Origin of the sequence: Blautia segnis (assembly GCF_014287535.1) — a bacterium.
Taxonomy (GTDB): domain Bacteria; phylum Bacillota; class Clostridia; order Lachnospirales; family Lachnospiraceae; genus Blautia_A; species Blautia_A acetigignens.
In genome coordinates, this window is the sequence record NZ_JACOOT010000018.1 from 1 (window position 1) to 20,189 (window position 20,189).

Sequence of the window (20,189 nt, forward strand, 5' to 3'; positions counted from 1 at the left end):
CGGAAGGGATAAACGCTGAAGGCATCTAAGCGTGAAGCCCCCCTCAAGATGAGATGTCCCATTCGAAAGAAGTAAACCCCCTTGAAGACGACGAGGTAGATAGGGCAGGGGTGGAAGTGCGGCAACGCACGGAGCTGACTGCTACTAATAGGGTGAGGGCTTGACCTGAGTGCTAAGCACGAAGGTCGTTCCATCGAACGAAGTGAGATGGAACTTCCGATTTATTCGCAAGGTTGAGAAATGATTCGAAAAGATTCCGAAGAGGATACAGCATGTATGTAGTTTTGAAGGTACAGGACTTAAACGGTAGCCGGTTGGTTATCGTTTTTTTGTTACCTGGATTTTTTTATAGATTGGTAAAGATTTGAAAAATAGTAAACAGGAAGAAACCAGATGAAATTTAGTAGAAACAAACTAAAAAGGACAGATGAAGACACAAAGGAAATGCTGCCAATTATTTTCTCTCTGGCATGGCCAACTATGCTAGAGCAGCTTATGCAGACTGCTGTGCAGTACATGGATACAGGAATGGTTGGTGTACTTGGAACTCGCGCTACTGCGGCTGTAGGTGCTACCAGCACAGTCAATTGGCTGATCGGCAGTACTATTTCTGCAATTAGTGTAGGATTTTTGGCATACATTTCTCAGTCAATGGGAGCTGGAAAAAAACAGCAAGCTAAGAAAGCTTCTGCACAGGCTGTAATCACAGTTCTAATTGTAGGAATTTTATTTACAATTCTGACAATCGGGCTTAGCAGCAAAGTGCCAGTATGGATGCAGGTAGATCCTTCTATACAAAGACTGGCATCCAGCTATTTTTTGATTTTATACTCCCCAATGTTATTTAGAACTGCAAATATTATTTTTGGAACAGTTCTCAGGGCTGTGGGTGATACCAAAACTCCTATGCAGGTAGGCGTTGCATTTAATGTTATCAACATTGTGCTGAATTATTTTCTTATATATTCCACAAGGACAGTTTCTATCGGTGGAAAAAATGTGTTAATCCCAGGTGCAGGATGGGGTGTTCAAGGCGCTGCAGCAGCAAGTGCGATTGCATATACCATTGGCGGCATAGCTATTACAGTTAAATTATGGAAACACCCGGATATTTCGCCCAAAGGACAGAGCTTTAAGCTGGATAAGGCAGTTCTTAAGCCATGTCTGAAAGTGGCAGTACCAAATATGTTTCAGCGTTTTGCAACATCTCTTGGCTACGTAGCGTTTGCATCTATGATTAATTCACTTGGCGAAACTGCAACTGCGGCTCACACGATTGCAAATACAGTTGAATCAGCATTCTACATCCCAGGTTGGGGAATGCAGACAGCTGCAGCCACTCTGGCAGGAAACGCTTTAGGTGCTAATGATAATAAGAAGCTAAGCGGACTTGCAAGAGCAATCATGCCATTAGAAATCGGACTAATGGTTGTTTCAGGCGGGCTTTTGTTCATTTTTGCACCAGTATTGATCAGGCTTTTTTCATCAGATGATCAGATTATTAGTCTGGGAAGTACAGTACTTCGTATGGTTGCTGTTTCCGAGCCATTTTACGGAGTTCCTATTGTTATAGAAGGAATGATGCAAGGTGTGGGAAAAACCGTGACGCCGTTTGTATTCAATGTAGTTGGTATGTGGGGAGTTCGGATTTTGGGAACATTTGTCTGCATTCATATGCTGGGAATGGGACTGATTTCTGCCTGGGGATGCATGATTGGGCATAATTTGCTGCTGTTTATATTATTTGCAGGACACTATTTAAGCGGAAAATGGAATCCTATGACTTCAGCCCATAGATAATGGCTCTAAGTATGTGACGTTTTGTAACTGTTCACAGGTAATATAAGGTTAACTTGACAGAGCTATGTGCAAGATTTATACTTAAATAAAAGCTTTTAATTAGGATTGGATGTCATTATATGGAAAAAAGCATGAAAGATAATTCTGAATATAGAACGAAAAGGCAATGGTTTTTTATAGTCTTAATTTGTTTGCTGGTGATGGTTTTTTTGACTACGTTCCTCATGAAAAGATATCGTCAGAAAACTGAGAGGGTTTTTTCCGAACTAATGGAAGAAACTCTATTGTCCGCTCATTCAGAGGCATTATCAGAAATAGAGGCTTTTTGTGATGATCAGGGAGAAACTGCTGGTTTAGAGAAAGCCTGGGAAATGATTAAACAGGATAAAAACAGGGTGTTCCATTACCTATGTGACTCTAAAGGTGTGATTCTGGCTGGCGATATGAAGATTTTTGATATCGAATATACAGTAGACACGGAATTGAGGTCTATTCGGATCAAAGACAAAGATATTGAGGAAATAGAAGATATCCTTGCAAATCTTACTTTCGGACAGCCGTATTTATTTTCCGAATTAGAGAAATCAGATATTTATCTGGCGGCGTCTAAACTGGAAGACAGAGATTGTATTCTGGTATCAGGCTATCGCTCCAATAAAATAAAAAATTACAGAACAATGCTTATTAACGGAAATCGTGCTTTAATAGTAACATTGTTTGGTTGTATGTCAATTATAATCATTCTGATTGGCCGCTTGTATATGAAGCAACAGAAGCGTGCAATGAAGGGGCAGGCGCGATACGATATTCTGTCTGAGTTTTCCGACACGGTACTTTTTGAATACGACTGTCTGGATAAGACACTGGTATTTACTCCGAATATAACCACCTTGTTTGGATTGAAGGAAATTGGCCAGATACGTCCATTTGAGAATGACACTGATTTTGCAATGGTACATCCGGATGATGTAGAGAAGGTAAAGAATCTTCTTTCCACTATCGGAGATAAGAAAGATGAGATTGACGATTTCGTAATCCGCTTTAAGGATAAGAATGGCAACTATCGCTGGGTTCGCTGGATGGGCCGATTGGTACGCGGACGTCTTGGTACTCCCCAGGTATTCCTTGGCAAGATTTCGGATGTGCAGGATGAAATGACCAAGGAACAGGATTTGCTGGAAAAAGCTTCGATAGATGGTCTGACCGGAGCTCTCAACCGTAAATCCGCAGAAGCGAAGATTGGTGAGCTTATGCAGAACAAAAACTGCAAAGGCTATCTGTTCATGATCGATATTGATGATTTCAAGACAGTTAATGATACTATGGGACATGCCATGGGAGATTTGGCGCTGATCAATCTTGTGAAGATTCTGAAAGAGAATTTCCGCAAGGATGATATTGTGGGAAGGCTTGGCGGTGATGAATTCATTGTATTCATGACGGATACAGAATTCGCTGCAGATGCGGAAGCAAAGGGCGCTGAGATTCTGGATGTGCTGGCGGCCTCCAAGGAGGAACCGCATTTTACCATCAGTGTTGGTGCTGCGGCTTATCCTGCAGCAGGACAGGATTACGAAAACCTGTATCTGTCTGCGGACCATGCAATGTATGTTTCAAAGAAAACAGGCAAGAACCGTATCCATGTTGATAACGGAACTGTAGAGAAGAATGACGAAAAGTGAGGTGTGCAAAATGCGGCTGCAGATCGTACAGGATGCATTAAAGAAGAAAAACATTAAATATGAATATACAGAGACAGACGGCTGCGGAAGCCTCGATTTCCTTTTCCGGGGACTGAAATTCCATGTATGGGAATATGAGGACCGGGTATGGGGCGCTGAGACCAATATCTATGAAGCAGGACGGAGCCAGGATATAGAGGGTGATTATGAGAATATTATCGCCAGAGAAATTTTGTCATGGCCGGATATGCTCCCAGGAAGCTGACGAAAGCGAAAACGCCAAATGGATTCGGGGGAAGCCTTAGAGCCTTTTTCAAACATGCTCTAATTTTCCCGAATAATGAAATTCCTGTAGAAAGGCAGGTTTTATAAATAATGAAGAACAAGCAGGGAGTAAACTGCGAGTACTGTGTAAATTATTCTTATGATGACGATTATGAGTGCTATACCTGTGAGATGAATCTGGATGAAGATGAGATGTACCGCTTTGTTACCGGAACCAATCACGATTGTCCATATTTCCGCATGGGAGATGAATATCGGGTAGTAAGAAAACAAATGTAAAAAAATGAAATTACCTATTGACAAATAAAAACGAACATGGTATTTTATTACAGAACGCTGCCGAAGACAGTAGGTGCCGTAAGGCATAAGGATTAAAACGCCTACCGAGGACTAAGTATTCTTAAGTAAGAATTACGTTAAGCCTTGCTGTCTTACAGCAAGGCTTTTTTTTGGCGGTATATCAAATTTTATAAGGAGGTGTACCATTTCATGGCAAAAGTAGAACTGAAACAGCCAATCGTAGAAGAAATCGCAAACAACATTAAAGACGCACAGGCAGTCGTACTGGTTGACTACAGCGGTCTTACTGTTGAGCAGGATACTATTTTACGTAAAGAGTTAAGAGAGTCCGGCGTACAGTACAAGGTTTACAAGAACACTTTAATGCGTCGTGCATTTGAAGGTACTCCATGTGCAGATCTTGACAAGCACTTACATGGAACAAACGCTATTGCAATTTCTGCAACAGACGCTACTGCTCCTGCAAGAATCCTTGCTAAATTTGCAAAACAGTATCCGGCACTTGAATTAGTTGCAGGTATTGTTGAGGGTAACTACAACGATCAGGCAGGAATCCAGGCTCTGTCCCAGATCCCGTCCAGAGAAGAACTTCTCGGCAAACTGCTTGGAAGTATCCAGTCTCCTATCACCAACTTTGCTCGTGTGCTTAATCAGATTGCAGAACAGCAGGGCGAGGGTGCAGCAGAGGCTCCAGCAGCAGAATAATTTAAGAATCTGCCGCTGAATCGAATCATTGATTCCACAAAAATTTTAAAAATGGAGGAAAATTATAATGGCAAAGTTAACAACAGCTGAGTTTATCGAAGCAATCAAAGAGTTATCTGTATTAGAGTTAAATGATTTAGTAAAAGCTTGCGAGGAAGAGTTCGGTGTATCCGCAGCAGCAGGCGTTGTTGTAGCAGCAGCTGGTGCAGCTGAGGCAGCAGAGGAGAAAGATGAGTTTGACGTAGAGCTTACAGAAGTAGGTCCTAACAAAGTTAAAGTTATCAAAGTTGTTCGTGAGATCACAGGCTTAGGTCTTAAAGAAGCTAAAGAAGTTGTTGATGGTGCTCCTAAAGCAGTTAAAGAGGGCGCTTCCAAAGCTGAGGCTGAGGACATCAAAGCTAAACTTGAGGCTGAAGGCGCTAAAGTTACTCTTAAATAATTTAAGCGAACCAAGCTCCCCGCAGAAGTCTGTTTGCAGGCAACTGCGGGGATTTTTTTTGCAAAGGATTTTGTCAGCGAGGATCCTTTATGTAAAAGGGAAACAGATGATATTTCTTTTTTACATAAAGGATCCTGCAGGGAAAGACTATGATGATTTAAGGCAGGAGGATGAATATGAAGAGACTTGTGGCTGGAATTCTGTTGGGATTGTCATTGGAACTGGGCTGCAGCGGAGCTGCTTATGCAGAGGCACCGGAAATTGCAGCTGAGTTTTCCGATACGACTGAAAGTGATAGTTTTTACACAGACGGAACTGAGAAAGTGCAGGTTCCGGATGACACAGATGATCCGGAGATGCTGCCGGAAAGCGGAGAAGAAGCTGAGGCAAGCTTTGGATCTGATTCAGAAGAACAGCAAAGTGAGGCTGCTTTTTTCAGCGGCAGCAGTGACGAGATGGCATTCACAGATGGAAGCTCGGATGAGGCACAGGCAGAAGTACAGGCTGCCGATCTTTCCGAAGAGGAAGCAGAAATTCTTGCCAAAATTCCGGCAGATGCCACAGAGGTTACCCTGGATGTCCAGGATGGAACTGATATCACCAATGTGCTGAACCTTGTTTTGAAATTTATGGGGCAGCGTGCTACAGATGTGTCTCCCTGTAAAGTGATCATTCCTCCGGGAAATTATTATATTTCCAATACCATTCATCTGTACAGCAATATGACTCTTTATGCCCAGGGTGCAGTTATCACGAAGAGCAGCACCAACAAGCACATTATTCTCCGGCTTGGGGAAGAAGTGCTTTCTGATGGCGGCTATAATGGCTATCGGAATGTTACCATTGATGGCGGAACCTGGGATCTGAACTATCAGAATGTAGAAGGCAAGGAGAATCCAGGCGGTTTCGTTGGCTTCCGTATTGGACATGCTACCAATATAACCGTGAAGAATGTCACCTTTCTTAACAACCTGAAGTCTCATTTCCTTGAACTTGCAGGTGTGAAGGATGCTGTAGTGACCGGCTGCACCTTCCGTGGCTACTGGAAAGATTATGAGGGCGGCGGACAGGAATGTATTCAGCTGGATGCCTGCCTGGACTATATTTTCCCAAGATATCAGCCGTTCGACGGTGCTGTCTGTGAAAATGTGCTGATTGAGAATAATACTTTCGAGGATGTTTTTGCAGGCGTGGGAAGCCACAGCATGGTTTACGACCGTCCGTATCGAAACATCCAGATCCGCAATAACACTTTCCGAAACATCCGCAAGCGTGCGGTATGGTGCTTGAACTATGTGGACTCCGCAGTGGAAGACAACACGATGGAACATGTAGGCGGCGGAGTACTTGTATGCAGCATGTATACGCCCAATACCCATCTGGCACCTGACGCAGCGCCGGGAACTGCTGGAAATCAGTATTCATCCAATATTTCTGTGAAAAATAATCGGATATTTATTTCTAATACAGATAAAATTAATGGAAAAAGATGGAAGGGATATGGAATCCAAATACAGGGCAGTAAAGTGAATGCGAATGCAGCTGGTATACCAGAAGGAATCTATAAAGTAACAAATGTTACGGTAGAGAACAATTTAGTTTCTGATGTAGGCAATGCAATTTACATGTATCTTGCAGATAATTGTGTGGTAAACAAAAACCGGATTTCATTAGTGCATGCCAGTTCCTTTTCTATCACGGGAATTTATTTGGCCGGATCATCTGGAAATGTGATAAGCAGTAATAAGATTGGTGACTGCAAGGGGAATGGAATATGTGCTAATAACGGCGGCAGGACATTGAATGCTGCTTCAACAGACAATAAAATTACGGGAAATATTATAAATAACACTTTAAATGATGGAATCTACATTGGAACGGGAAGTACAGGTACTGTAATCAGCAAAAATGATGTTGGTGTCAGCAATAAAAGCGGAATTGTGGTTCTGGACAGCAAGAAATGTCAGGTGATATCCAATAAGGTATCTGACTGCAGACTAGACGGAATATACCTGAAAAATATTGGCGATACTGATATAAAATCTAATAACGTAACTACTGTAAAACGCTATGGAGTACAGGTGATCTCCAGTCAGCTAAAATCCCTTTATGGAAATACGATCACAGGAAACGGGAACTGCGGTCTGCGGATCGTCCAGTCCAGGATTTCAGGCAGTCAGCAAAACCGGCTGCGGAATAATGGAAGTTCCTATGCCGTCTATTCCAGGAACAGTACAGGTTCTGTTCTGGTAAGGCTTCCAGCATCCGCAAGAATCACCAGAAACACCGCAAGAATTACCGGAACGGCAGCAGGAGGCAGAAGGCTTACTGTATATGTTGTGACAAAATCCGGAAACAAAAGGATCGGACAGGGCAATGTTACTTCCAGAGGAAGATACAGTGTCTCCATTCCAAAACAGAAAAAAGGAAGCGTGCTTCTGTTGCTGCTGACAGATAAATATGGAAACCGTTCCTACACAGAGCAGAAAGTATTATAAAGACTGCTTCAAATTGAAATAAATTAAAAAAACAACAGGAAAAGTGCTTGACAGGCTTTTTTTGTTGTGCTATAGTGAAGAATGCTATATTATGGCAAGATATGCCTACTATGCTTAGTAAGCAGGGCTGGCTGATGTTGTAATAAATAAAATAAAACAGGGGTGAAACGTCAATGGAAAAAAACAGAATTCGTTCTGTAAAAACTGGAAAAAGCATGCGAATGAGCTACCAGAGACAAAAAGAAGTCCTGGAAATGCCGAATTTGATCGAGGTCCAGAAGGATTCTTACCAGTGGTTTCTCGACGAAGGATTGAATGAAGTGTTCGATGATATTTCTCCAATCGCAGACTACGGCGGAAAGCTCAGTCTCGAGTTCATCGGCTTCACATTTGATGAAAAAGATGCTAAATATACCATCGAGCAGTGTAAAGAACGTGACGTAACTTATGCCGCACCTTTGAAGGTTCGAGTGAGACTGATTAACAAGGAAACAGAAGAGATCAACGAACACGAGATTTTCATGGGAGACCTGCCGATTATGACTGCGACAGGAACCTTCGTTATTAACGGTGCTGAGCGTGTTATTGTCAGCCAGTTAGTACGTTCCCCTGGAATCTATTATGCCATTGCACACGATAAAATCGGTAAAAGACTGTTTTCCTGTACAGTAATTCCTAACAGAGGAGCATGGCTGGAATATGAGACTGACTCCAATGATGTGTTCTATGTACGTGTGGACAGAACCAGAAAGGTTCCGATCACTGTACTGATCCGTGCACTTGGTGTTGGCTCCAATGCAGAGATCATCGATCTGTTTGGTGAAGAGCCGAAGATCCTTGCAAGTTTTACAAAAGATACTTCTACAAATTATGAAGAAGGTCTTCTTGAGCTGTATAAGAAAATCCGTCCAGGCGAGCCGCTTGCAGTTGAGAGCGCAGAGAGCCTGATCAATGCGATGTTCTTTGATCCGAGAAGATATGATCTTGCCAAGGTCGGACGTTATAAATTTAATAAAAAGCTTCATTTTAATAAACGAATTGTTGGCCACAAACTGGCTGATGATGTGGTGGAAGGCTCTACAGGCGAGATCCTGGCAGAGGCTGGCCAGATCGTGACCAGAGAACTGGCTGATGCCATTCAGAACGCTGCAGTTCCATTTGTATGGATCCAGGGTGAAGAAGACCGCAGAATTAAAGTTCTTTCCAACTTAATGGTAGACATGCATCACTATCTGCCAGAAATCGAGAACCTGGAAGAGCTTGGTGTTACAGAGTTAGTATACTACCCTGTACTCGAAAAAATTCTGGAAGAAAATGACACACTTGAGGACAGAATTGCTGCTATCCGCAGAGATATCCATGATCTGATTCCGAAGCATATTACAAGAGAAGACATTTTTGCCTCCATTAACTACAATATGCATCTGGAATACGGCATTGGAAATGACGACGATATCGACCACTTAGGAAACCGTCGTATCCGTGCGGTGGGTGAGCTGCTTCAGAACCAGTACCGTATCGGTCTTTCCAGACTTGAGCGTGTGGTTCGTGAGAGAATGACAACACAGGATGTGGAGAGCATTTCCCCGCAGTCCCTGATCAATATCAAACCTGTTACAGCTGCTGTAAAAGAGTTCTTTGGATCTTCCCAGCTGTCACAGTTCATGGATCAGAATAACCCGCTTGGTGAGCTGACCCATAAGAGACGTCTTTCCGCACTTGGACCTGGCGGTCTGTCACGAGACAGAGCCGGATTCGAGGTTCGAGACGTTCACTATTCCCATTACGGAAGAATGTGCCCGATCGAGACTCCTGAGGGACCGAACATCGGTCTGATCAACTCCCTTGCATCCTATGCAAAGCTGAATCAGTACGGATTTGTTGAGGCACCTTACCGTAAGATTGATAAGACAGATCCTATGAATCCGCGTGTAACCGACGAAGTTGTTTACATGACAGCAGATGAAGAGGATAACTACCATGTAGCACAGGCGAATGAGGCACTTGACGCAGAGGGACATTTCGTTCGTAAGAACGTTTCCGGTCGTTTCCGCGAAGAGACTCAGGAGTATGAGCGTCAGATGTTTGATTACATGGACGTATCTCCTAAGATGGTATTCTCTGTAGCTACAGCCCTGATCCCATTCCTTCAGAACGACGATGCGAACCGTGCGCTGATGGGATCCAACATGCAGCGTCAGGCCGTTCCGCTTCTTACTACAGAGGCACCGGTTGTTGGTACAGGAATGGAAGCCAAGACAGCTGTTGACTCCGGTGTCTGCATCGTTGCAAGAAAGTCCGGTACTGTACTTCGTTCCACATCTACTGATATCAGTATCAAGAATGATGACGGAACAAAGGATGATTATCATCTTACCAAATTCATGCGCAGTAACCAGAGCAACTGCTACAACCAGCGTCCGATCGTAAATCAGGGCGAGCACGTTGAAGCAGGAGATGTTATTGCAGATGGTCCGTCTACCTCTCAGGGAGAGCTTGCCCTTGGTAAGAACCCTCTGATCGGATTTATGACCTGGGAAGGTTATAACTACGAGGATGCGGTACTTTTAAGTGAGAAACTTGTTCAGAACGATGTTTACACATCTGTTCACATTGAAGAATATGAAGCAGAAGCACGTGATACCAAGCTGGGACCGGAAGAGATCACCCGTGATGTTCCAGGCGTTGGTGATGACGCACTCAAGGATCTTGATGAGCGCGGAATCATCCGTATCGGTGCAGAGGTTCGTGCAGGGGATATCCTGGTAGGTAAGGTAACTCCTAAGGGAGAGACTGAGCTTACAGCAGAAGAGAGACTTCTTCGTGCAATCTTCGGTGAGAAGGCACGTGAGGTTCGTGATACTTCCCTTAAGGTACCTCATGGTGAGTACGGTATCGTTGTAGATGCCAAGGTATTCACAAGAGAAAATGGTGACGAGCTGTCTCCTGGAGTAAATCAGTCTGTACGTATTTACATCGCACAGAAGAGAAAGATCTCCGTTGGTGATAAGATGGCTGGTCGTCATGGTAATAAGGGTGTCGTTTCCCGAGTACTTCCGGTTGAGGATATGCCATTCCTTCCGAACGGCCGTCCGCTGGATATCGTGCTGAATCCTCTGGGTGTACCTTCCCGTATGAACATCGGACAGGTCCTGGAGATCCACTTAAGCCTTGCTGCCAAGGCACTTGGCTTTAACATTTCCACACCGGTATTCGATGGTGCAAACGAGAATGATATCCAGGATACACTGGAACTTGCAAATGACTATGTAAATACAGAGGACTTTGAGGAGTTCCGTGAGAAATACAAAGATATTCTGGCACCTGATGTAATGCAGTATCTGGATGAGAACAAAGCCCACAGAGCACTGTGGAAGGGAGTTCCGATCTCCAGAGACGGTAAGGTTCAGCTCCGTGACGGACGTACCGGAGAGTTCTTCGATGGCCCGACCACAATCGGACACATGCATTACCTGAAGCTGCATCATCTGGTTGATGATAAGATCCATGCCCGTTCCACAGGTCCTTACTCTCTGGTTACACAGCAGCCTCTGGGTGGTAAAGCCCAGTTCGGTGGACAGCGTTTCGGAGAGATGGAGGTTTGGGCTCTGGAGGCATATGGTGCATCCTATACACTCCAGGAAATCCTGACAGTTAAATCCGATGATGTTGTCGGTCGTGTGAAGACTTATGAAGCAATCATCAAGGGTGACAATATTCCTGAGCCTGGTATTCCGGAATCCTTTAAGGTACTTCTTAAAGAGCTTCAGTCCCTGGCCCTGGATGTGCGCGTACTCAAGGATGATCAGACAGAAGTTCAGATCATGGAGAATGTAGATTACGGCGAAACCGACCTTCGAGCAGTTATCGAGGGAGATTCCAGAGGACACAGAGACCAGGAATCCTTCAGCAAACACGGCTACACCAAGCAGGAGTTTGACGGTGAGGAGCTTGTTGATGTGGACGAGGACGAAGATGAGGATTATGAATCCGAAATCGACGATTCCTACGATGATATCGAAGAGTAGAAAGGGGAAAAGAATACATGGCAGAATCAACCAATACCAATGAAACATATCAGCCAATGACTTTTGATGCCATTAAAATCGGACTGGCGTCCCCGGAAAAGATCAGAGAGTGGTCAAGAGGTGAGGTTTTAAAACCGGAAACCATCAACTACCGTACCTTGAAACCGGAGAAAGACGGACTTTTCTGTGAAAGAATTTTCGGACCGAGCAAGGACTGGGAGTGCCACTGTGGTAAATATAAGAAAATCCGTTATAAAGGTGTTGTCTGCGACCGATGCGGCGTTGAGGTTACCAAGGCTTCCGTTCGTAGAGAGCGTATGGGTCACATTGAGCTTGCTGCTCCTGTTTCCCATATCTGGTATTTCAAGGGTATTCCGTCCCGTATGGGACTTATCCTGGATCTGACTCCAAGAACACTGGAGAAAGTCCTTTACTTTGCAAACTATATCGTACTGGATCCGGCTGATTCCGGACTCCAGTACAAGCAGATCCTGACTGAGAGAGAGTATCAGGATGCCCGTGAGTCCTACGGAAACAACTTCCGTGTGGGCATGGGTGCTGAGGCCATCAAGGAGCTCCTTATGGCAATCGACCTTGAGAAGGATTCCGCTGAATTAAAGGCAGAGCTGGTTAAGGCAACAGGCCAGAAGCGTGCAAGAATCATCAAACGTCTTGAGGTTGTTGAGTCCTTCCGTGAGTCAGGCAACCGTCCTGAGTGGATGATCCTTGACGTTGTTCCTGTAATCCCGCCGGATCTTCGTCCTATGGTACAGCTGGATGGCGGACGTTTCGCAACATCTGACCTGAATGACCTGTACAGAAGAATCATTAATCGTAACAATCGTCTGAAGAGACTTCTTGAGCTTGGTGCTCCGGATATCATTGTCCGCAATGAGAAACGTATGCTTCAGGAAGCAGTTGATGCCCTGATCGACAATGGCCGCCGCGGCCGCCCGGTAACAGGTCCTGGAAACAGAGCCCTGAAATCCCTTTCCGATATGCTGAAAGGTAAATCCGGACGTTTCCGTCAGAACCTTCTTGGTAAGCGTGTTGACTACTCCGGACGTTCCGTTATCGTCGTTGGACCTGAGCTGAAGATTTATCAGTGCGGTCTTCCGAAAGAGATGGCAATCGAGCTGTTCAAGCCTTTCGTAATGAAAGAGCTGGTAGCAAACGGTACCTCTCACAATATTAAGAATGCTAAGAAGATGGTAGAGAAGCTTGAGCCAGCTGTATGGGATGTTCTCGAAGATGTTATCAAAGAGCATCCGGTTATGCTGAACCGTGCACCTACACTGCATCGTCTGGGTATCCAGGCGTTCGAGCCGATCCTTGTAGAAGGTAAGGCGATTAAGCTTCATCCGCTTGTTTGTACCGCTTTCAACGCTGACTTCGATGGTGACCAGATGGCTGTCCATCTTCCGCTTTCCCAGGAAGCACAGGCAGAGTGCCGTTTCCTGCTTCTGTCTCCGAACAACCTTCTGAAACCTTCCGATGGTGGCCCGGTAGCCGTTCCTTCACAGGATATGGTCCTTGGTATCTATTATCTGACCCAGGAAAGACCTGGAAATAAGGGTGAAGGCAAGTTCTTCAAGAGCGTAAACGAGGCAATTCTGGCATATGAGAACCAGGTAATTACCCTGCAGTCCAAGATTCTTGTACGTACCAGCAAGGTAATGCCGGATGGAAGCACTTTCACAGGCAATGTACAGTCTACACTGGGACGTTTCCTGTTCAATGAGATCCTTCCGCAGGATCTTGGATTTGTTGACAGAAGCATTCCGGGAAATGAGCTTCTTCTTGAGGTTGACTTCCTGGTTGGTAAGAAACAGCTGAAACAGATTCTTGAAAAAGTTATTAACACTCACGGAGCAACCAAGACCGCTGAGGTTCTGGATGCTATCAAGGCTATGGGTTACAAGTATTCTACAAGAGCTGCCATGACTGTATCTATTTCTGATATGACCGTGCCGCCGCAGAAGCCGCAGATGATTAAAGCTGCCCAGGATACTGTAGACAAGATTACCAAGAACTACAAACGTGGTCTTATTACCGAGGAAGAGCGTTACAAAGAGGTTGTTGATACATGGAAGAAGACTGATGATGAGCTTACTCACGCACTTCTGTCCGGACTTGATAAGTACAACAACATCTTCATGATGGCTGACTCCGGTGCCCGTGGATCTGATAAGCAGATCAAACAGCTTGCTGGTATGCGTGGATTGATGGCCGATACAACCGGACATACAATCGAGCTTCCTATCAAGTCAAACTTCCGTGAAGGTCTGGACGTACTGGAATACTTCATGTCCGCTCATGGAGCTCGTAAAGGACTTTCCGATACTGCTCTTCGTACAGCCGATTCCGGTTACCTGACAAGACGTCTTGTTGACGTATCTCAGGACCTGATCGTACGTGAGATGGACTGCTGTGAGAACAGATCCGAGATTTCCGGTATGTATGTAAAAGGTTTCATGGATGGCAAGGAGGAGATCGAGAGCCTTCAGGATCGTATCACAGGCCGTTTCTCCTGCGAGACCATTAAGAATAAAGACGGTGAAATCCTTGTAAAAGCAAACCATATGATTACTCCGAAGCGTGCCGCACGTATCATGAAAGAGGGCGTGGACAACATTACCGGAGGTGCTGTAGAGCAGGTTAAGATCCGTACCATCCTTAGCTGTAAGTGCAAGGTGGGTGTGTGTGCGAAATGTTATGGTGCCAACATGGCTACCGGAGAACCGGTACAGGTTGGTGAATCCATCGGTATTATCGCAGCACAGTCTATCGGTGAGCCTGGTACACAGCTGACCATGCGTACTTTCCATACTGGTGGTGTTGCCGGTGGAGATATCACGCAGGGTCTTCCTCGTGTCGAGGAGCTTTTCGAGGCAAGAAAGCCGAAAGGACTTGCCGTTATCACTGAGATTCCTGGTGTTGCTACAATCAACGACACCAAGAAGAAGAGAGAGATCATCGTAACAGATTCGGAGTCTGGAGAATCCAAGACCTACCTGATCCCATACGGTTCCCGTATCAAGATCATGGACGGACAGGTTATGGAAGCTGGTGATGAGCTTACCGAAGGTAGTGTAAACCCGCATGATATCCTTAGAATCAAGGGTGTTCGTGCCGTTCAGGATTACATGCTTCGTGAGGTTCAGCGTGTATACCGTCTCCAGGGTGTTGAGATCAACGATAAGCATATCGAGGTTATCGTTCACCAGATGCTGAAGAAGATCCGCATCGAGGACAACGGAGACTCCGAGTTCCTGCCAGGAACACTTGTTGACTTCCTTGAGTATGAGGAAGTAAATGAGAAACTGGAAGCTGAGGGCTTACGTCCTGCAGTTGGAAAACAGGGAATGCTTGGTATCACCAAGGCGTCTCTTGCAACCGATTCCTTCCTGTCAGCTGCTTCCTTCCAGGAGACCACTAAGGTTCTGACTGAAGCTGCGATCAAGGGTAAGGTTGACCATCTGATCGGTCTGAAAGAGAACGTTATCATCGGTAAACTGATTCCTGCTGGTACAGGTATGAAGTGCTACAGCGATGTAGAGCTTGATACAGGAATGCCGGAGGAGCCGGAAGAAATCGAATTCGACGAGATGGATGACGATCAGGACATGCTTGATGTAGCGGAAGATTCTGAAGATCTGGAGATCAGTGAAACTCCGGAAGACGCAGAGGATGAGGATGCATTCGATGATGAAGAGGTTGACTCCGCTGACGACAGTGAAGAATAAATGAATTAGGATCCCTCAGGGTGACAGAAATGTTGCTCTGGGGGATTTTTTTGCCTTTTTACAGCTGAAGTGTGCCCAAAAATCCCACCTGTTATAGCGTAAAGCTATAACTAGCTCTATAAAACTGCGATTCCCAAAACGCTATTTAGGGGTTGCATATGGTGAAGTTCTGTTTTATAATAAGCAACATCAAGAGAAATATATAAAACATATCGAGTTACTAGGAAAGGAGAAACCAATATGACAGTATCAATTAGAACCGCGAAGATGTGTTGCAGCATGAAGATGGAAAAAGAGGTTATGTGTTGTTGCTGTTGTTGCGGCTCCATGAAGACAGAAAGAAAATAGAACAGATTTACATACATATGCGTTGATGCTATATAAGAACAAAGAAGTTTTTTGAAGCAGGGATTCGGATATGGGACCTGCTATTTTTGTACCCATTTTTAGAAAATCAGACAATTCGGAGGAAAATAAAATGAGTGGATGCGGATGCAGTTTTTCACCAGCAGAGGAAATTAAGGAAGAAGTAAAATATACAGATGCACTTGCAGAGCAGTTTGCGAAAGAAGTTGGAGTTGATCCAAGACCAAATGAAACTTTAGTAGAAATCGATGAGAGAGGCGCATTTATCAGACAGCCAAACGCTTTTATCCAGCCATTCGGTGATGAAGAGGGAGACCTGAAAGCAGAGGCAAACCGTTACGGAATCTACTGGGCAACCGGATGCAACTGGTCAAACAGACCGATCATTGTAAGAGATCTTCTTGGACTTCAGGATGTGATCTCAGATACCAGAGTGACTCATTCCGGCGAGACTAACCGCTACGGACATGCATTTGGAGATCAGCCAGGATTCAAGGATCCCAAGACAGGCGCTTACTTCTTAAGCGAGTTTTACAAAAGAGCCAATTCGGATTTCAAAGGAAGAGCTACCACCCCAACTCTGGTAGACATCAAAGAAAAGAAAGCAGTAAACAACGATTATCATCGTCTTACAAACTACATTGAAGTTCAGTTCCGTCCCTTCCAGCCAAAGGATGCGCCGGACCTGTACCCGAAGAAATTCCGTAAAGAAATCGATGAATTTAACGACTGGCTTTTCCCACATGTAAACAACGGACATTACCGCATGGCATTCTGCCAGTCACCGGAGGCTTATGATGAAGCATATGAAGATTTTTATGAATCACTTGAGAAGCTGGATAAGAGACTGGAAACAAACCGTTTCCTTTTCGGAGATTACATTACAGACAGCGATGTCCGCGTTTATGTTACCCTGGTACGCTGGGATGTAAGCTATTTCCATAACATCGGTCCGGTGAAAAAGCCAATCCGTGATTACAAAAACATCTGGGGCTACTTAAGAGAGCTCTACGCAATCCCGGCATTCCGCCACGGAAGCGATCCGCAGGTACTTGCATTGGACGGCCCCAGAAAGAAATTAGGAGAGGTTCTTTTCCGTGGATACAACGACAGAATCCTTTCAAAAGTTGATTTCGAAAAGCTTTGGGCAGACGACGGCGAGAGAAGAAAATTAAGCAAAACACCAGATGAGTTATTCCTTCGCCATCCGGAAGGAGAGACCTACGAGGATTACGCAGGCCCCATTTCCAAGACTATCTGGAACAGCCCGAAATGGGAAGACAGAAATCCGAAGAATGGAACCTTATCCGTGGACGCATCCATTAACCCGCTGAAGGGACTTTTATGAGAATCAGGCAAAAAATTTACGAGAGAGGATAGAGATTATGAAAAGATTTAATAGATTAACAGCAGTTTTACTGGCAGGTGTGACAGCAGCAAGCCTTACAGGCGGTGCAGTCAGCGTATTTGCAGATTCCGACGTAAAGGTGATCAAAGGTGTTACAAGCGGTTCCCTGGCTCCTTACTTTTATGTAGGAGATGACAATGAACTGACAGGAGTTGATATTGACATTGTGAAAGAGGTTTTTAACCGTCTTCCTCAGTATGAGCTTCAGATTGATACAGCAGATGCACTACAGGGCGTAATCAGCGGCCAGTATGACATTGCAATCAACAATTACGGCTACACAGACGAGAGAGCAGAATCCTATTACTTCTCTTTCCCATATAAGACAAGTTTTAATGAGTACATTCAGCGGGCAGATGATGAGCCGCTGACCTCCCTTCAGGATCTGGCAGACAGAGGCTACAAGATCGAGCTGACAGCCGGAAGCCTGACAGCCAATGCACTGGAGCAATGGAATGAGGAGAACCCGGATCATCAGATCGAGATCGTTTACGACAACACCAATTTCCAGGTTCGTTACCAGAACATTGTAGACGGTGTTACAGACGTTGCCATTGACGATGGCCCGCTGATCGACAACCTTCTTCCAAACTTTGGACTGGAGGGACAGCTGGTTCCAAATCCAATTGACGACGAAACACAGGAATTCCTTTTCCCACAGAACAACACCTATTTTCTCTTTGGAAAAAATGAGGAGGGCGCAGCTCTTCGCGAGGATGTGGACGCAGCGCTGAAGGAAATGAAAGAGGACGGCACCTTAGCTGAGATCACCGAGAAATATCTTGGAAAAGACACAAGCCCGGACGAGAAATACTTCGAAGAGACAATCAACTAAATCATAGATGCAAGGAGAACGATCATGGTGGAAATTTATCGCATAGAAAAAGGGGCAGAGACCTGGAAATACAAAGCTTATGATTACGTGAGGACAGATGCCTTCTGCGTGGGACAGAGCATTCCCATAGAGCTGGAATTTTCCCATGACGAAAAGGAAGAGGACCTGCAGGCTGTGATCCTGATTGAGGATCACAAGCCAGTGGCAGGCTGCCGAATCGCTTTTCCAGACGAGAAGACCGGCAAGATCGAACGTGTCTGCGTCGTCCGGGAAAAACAAAAAGGCGGTTACGGCAGAATCCTGATCCAGGAAGCAGAGAACTGGTTAAAAGAGTACGGAGTAAACCACATCGTGATCAGCAGCCAGGACCGTGCTGCTGGTTTCTATGAAAAGCTGGGTTATCAGCTGAACCCGGAGGTGGACCCGTCCGTATACGACAAGCATCATAAACAGGAAGAGAAGCCGAAGCAGGAGCCTTCCAGACCGAAGAATGCGCCGGGACCTTTTGGATTTACCTGTGTGCTTGTAGAAAAATATTTATAGAAACTGAACTTGTAGGAGAAAAATCATGGGAAAATTATTTGACGTATCACTGGTATTCACATCGATCCCGGAATTGCTGGGAAAATTACCAATCACTTTGGAGCTGGCAGTGCTTTCCATGCTTCTGGGGCTGATCTTAGGACTTGTGATGGCGATCATAAAAATGCATAAGATCAAGGTACTGACACAGCTTACCAACCTTCTGATTTCTCTCCTTCGAGGAACTCCTGTAATCGTACAGCTGTATGTGGCATTCTTTGGAATCCCAATGTTTTTCAAAGCCATCAACCAGAAATTCGGCACCAATCTTGCAGTGGCAGACATTCCTGGAATTGCCTATGCAATGATCGCACTTGGACTGAATCAGGCTGGCTTTATGGCAGAGATCATCCGTTCCGCACTTCAGTCCGTAGACAATGGACAGATTGAAGCCGCCCACGCACTTGGAATGACTTATCCGCAGGCACTTCGCAGGATCATTCTTCCGGAAGCTTTTGAGGTAGCGCTTCCTACACTGGGAAATGCCCTGATCAGCATTATCAAAGGAACATCACTGGCCTTCACCTGCGCAGTTGTGGAGATTACCGCACAGGGCCAGATTATTGCAGGAAAAACATACCGCTATTTCGAGGTTTACGTATCACTTGCTATTATTTACTGGGTAATTACCTTGATTATTGAGCAGCTGATCCGTATAATTGAAAATAAGATTCGTATTCCGGATCAGGTGGAGCTGGTAAACTTTGCCGAGGAGGACGCAACCCATGATAAAAATTGATCATTTGTCAAAAAAATTTAATGATAATGTTGTCCTGGATGACATCAGCCTAGATATCAAAAAAGGCGATGTAGTGGGAATCATTGGTCCTTCCGGAACCGGTAAATCCACCCTTCTTCGCTGCGTGAACCGCCTGGAAACACCGGAACGGGGCACTGTGACCATCGGGGATAAAACCATTGATCTTTCCGAGAAAAAGCCAAAAGACCTTTTATATCTGAGACAGAATACAGGAATGGTATTCCAGCGTTTTAATCTTTTTGAGAAAAAAACAGCTCTTGAGAATGTAATGGAAGGTCTGATCGTGGTAAAGAAGATGTCAAAGGCGCAGGCAAGAGAGATTGCCATCGAGCAGCTGAAGCTGGTAGGCATGGCACCCTGGGCAAATCATTATCCCAAGCATTTGTCGGGCGGACAGCAGCAGAGAGTTGCGCTGGCAAGAGCCCTTGCAATGAAGCCGCAGATCCTTCTTCTGGATGAGCCTACCTCCGCACTGGATCCGGAGCTGGTTGGCGAGGTGCTGGACGTCATCCGCAAGGTTGCAGCACAGGGCTACACTATGCTTCTGGTATCCCATGAGATGAACTTTATCCGTCATGTATCCAACCGTGTGATTTTCCTGGACAAGGGACATGTGGTGGAGGACGGAACACCGAAGGAAGTATTCGACCACCCGACGAACCCGCGTACCCAGGAATTTTTCCGAAAGATGAATATTATGGCACAGCCGGAGTACATGATTTAAACGAACACCTGAAAATTTCAAAAAGGAGAAT

The 20,189-nt window shown here is 45.1% G+C and carries 14 protein-coding genes, 1 rRNA gene and 1 other annotated feature; all 15 genes read left to right on the forward strand.

All coding sequences use genetic code 11. The features are described from left to right. Positions 1–168: ribosomal RNA gene (locus tag H8S54_RS07985) — 23S ribosomal RNA — on the forward strand; the annotation flags it as partial. 225 nt (positions 169–393) lie between these two features. Beyond that, positions 394–1,800, forward strand: a complete 1,407-nt coding sequence (locus H8S54_RS07990; RefSeq protein ID WP_243176716.1) for an MATE family efflux transporter — start codon at positions 394–396, stop codon at positions 1,798–1,800. A 371-nt stretch (positions 1,801–2,171) separates the two neighbouring features. Further along, the gene (locus H8S54_RS07995) at positions 2,172–3,482 is read left to right on the forward strand and encodes a sensor domain-containing diguanylate cyclase (protein ID WP_181987671.1); all 1,311 of its coding nucleotides are present in this window, start codon (positions 2,172–2,174) and stop codon (positions 3,480–3,482) included. Beyond that, on the forward strand, positions 3,469–3,747 hold the full coding sequence (locus tag H8S54_RS08000) for a kinase (protein ID WP_243000405.1): 279 nt from the start codon (positions 3,469–3,471) through the stop codon (positions 3,745–3,747). The genes H8S54_RS07995 and H8S54_RS08000 overlap by 14 nt, the downstream gene beginning before the upstream one ends. 110 nt (positions 3,748–3,857) lie before the next feature. Continuing rightward, the gene (locus H8S54_RS08005; RefSeq protein ID WP_021924909.1) at positions 3,858–4,046 is read left to right on the forward strand and encodes a DUF6472 family protein; all 189 of its coding nucleotides are present in this window, start codon (positions 3,858–3,860) and stop codon (positions 4,044–4,046) included. A 42-nt stretch (positions 4,047–4,088) separates the two neighbouring features. Beyond that, positions 4,089–4,225 (forward strand) — a sequence feature (ribosomal protein L10 leader region). Positions 4,226–4,256: 31 nt separating this feature from the next. Next, positions 4,257–4,772: a 50S ribosomal protein L10 gene (rplJ, locus tag H8S54_RS08010; RefSeq protein ID WP_117854801.1), complete on the forward strand. Its 516-nt coding sequence runs from the start codon at positions 4,257–4,259 to the stop codon at positions 4,770–4,772. A gap of 67 nt (positions 4,773–4,839) precedes the next feature. Then, complete coding sequence (gene rplL, locus H8S54_RS08015) at positions 4,840–5,211, forward strand: 50S ribosomal protein L7/L12 (RefSeq protein WP_117854804.1); 372 nt, start codon at positions 4,840–4,842, stop codon at positions 5,209–5,211. Between the two features lie 176 nt (positions 5,212–5,387). Then, on the forward strand, positions 5,388–7,709 hold the full coding sequence (locus H8S54_RS08020; protein ID WP_186901233.1) for a right-handed parallel beta-helix repeat-containing protein: 2,322 nt from the start codon (positions 5,388–5,390) through the stop codon (positions 7,707–7,709). A 173-nt stretch (positions 7,710–7,882) separates the two neighbouring features. After that, complete coding sequence (gene rpoB, locus H8S54_RS08025) at positions 7,883–11,737, forward strand: DNA-directed RNA polymerase subunit beta (RefSeq protein ID WP_117854809.1); 3,855 nt, start codon at positions 7,883–7,885, stop codon at positions 11,735–11,737. A 17-nt stretch (positions 11,738–11,754) separates the two neighbouring features. Further along, positions 11,755–15,483, forward strand: a complete 3,729-nt coding sequence (gene rpoC / locus H8S54_RS08030; RefSeq protein WP_186901234.1) for a DNA-directed RNA polymerase subunit beta' — start codon at positions 11,755–11,757, stop codon at positions 15,481–15,483. A gap of 478 nt (positions 15,484–15,961) precedes the next feature. After that, a complete protein-coding gene (locus H8S54_RS08035; protein WP_117854869.1) occupies positions 15,962–17,197 on the forward strand; it encodes a glutathione S-transferase C-terminal domain-containing protein in 1,236 nt (411 codons plus the stop codon). A gap of 37 nt (positions 17,198–17,234) precedes the next feature. Beyond that, on the forward strand, positions 17,235–18,092 hold the full coding sequence (locus tag H8S54_RS08040) for a transporter substrate-binding domain-containing protein (RefSeq protein WP_186901235.1): 858 nt from the start codon (positions 17,235–17,237) through the stop codon (positions 18,090–18,092). 24 nt (positions 18,093–18,116) lie between these two features. Beyond that, entirely contained in the window at positions 18,117–18,635 is a 519-nt protein-coding gene (locus H8S54_RS08045; RefSeq protein WP_207725597.1) for a GNAT family N-acetyltransferase, read from the forward strand. A 25-nt stretch (positions 18,636–18,660) separates the two neighbouring features. Further along, complete coding sequence (locus H8S54_RS08050) at positions 18,661–19,413, forward strand: amino acid ABC transporter permease (RefSeq protein WP_021924466.1); 753 nt, start codon at positions 18,661–18,663, stop codon at positions 19,411–19,413. After that, entirely contained in the window at positions 19,400–20,158 is a 759-nt protein-coding gene (locus H8S54_RS08055; protein WP_021924465.1) for an amino acid ABC transporter ATP-binding protein, read from the forward strand. Before H8S54_RS08050 ends, H8S54_RS08055 begins: the two co-directional genes overlap by 14 nt. Positions 20,159–20,189 lie beyond the last annotated feature (31 nt).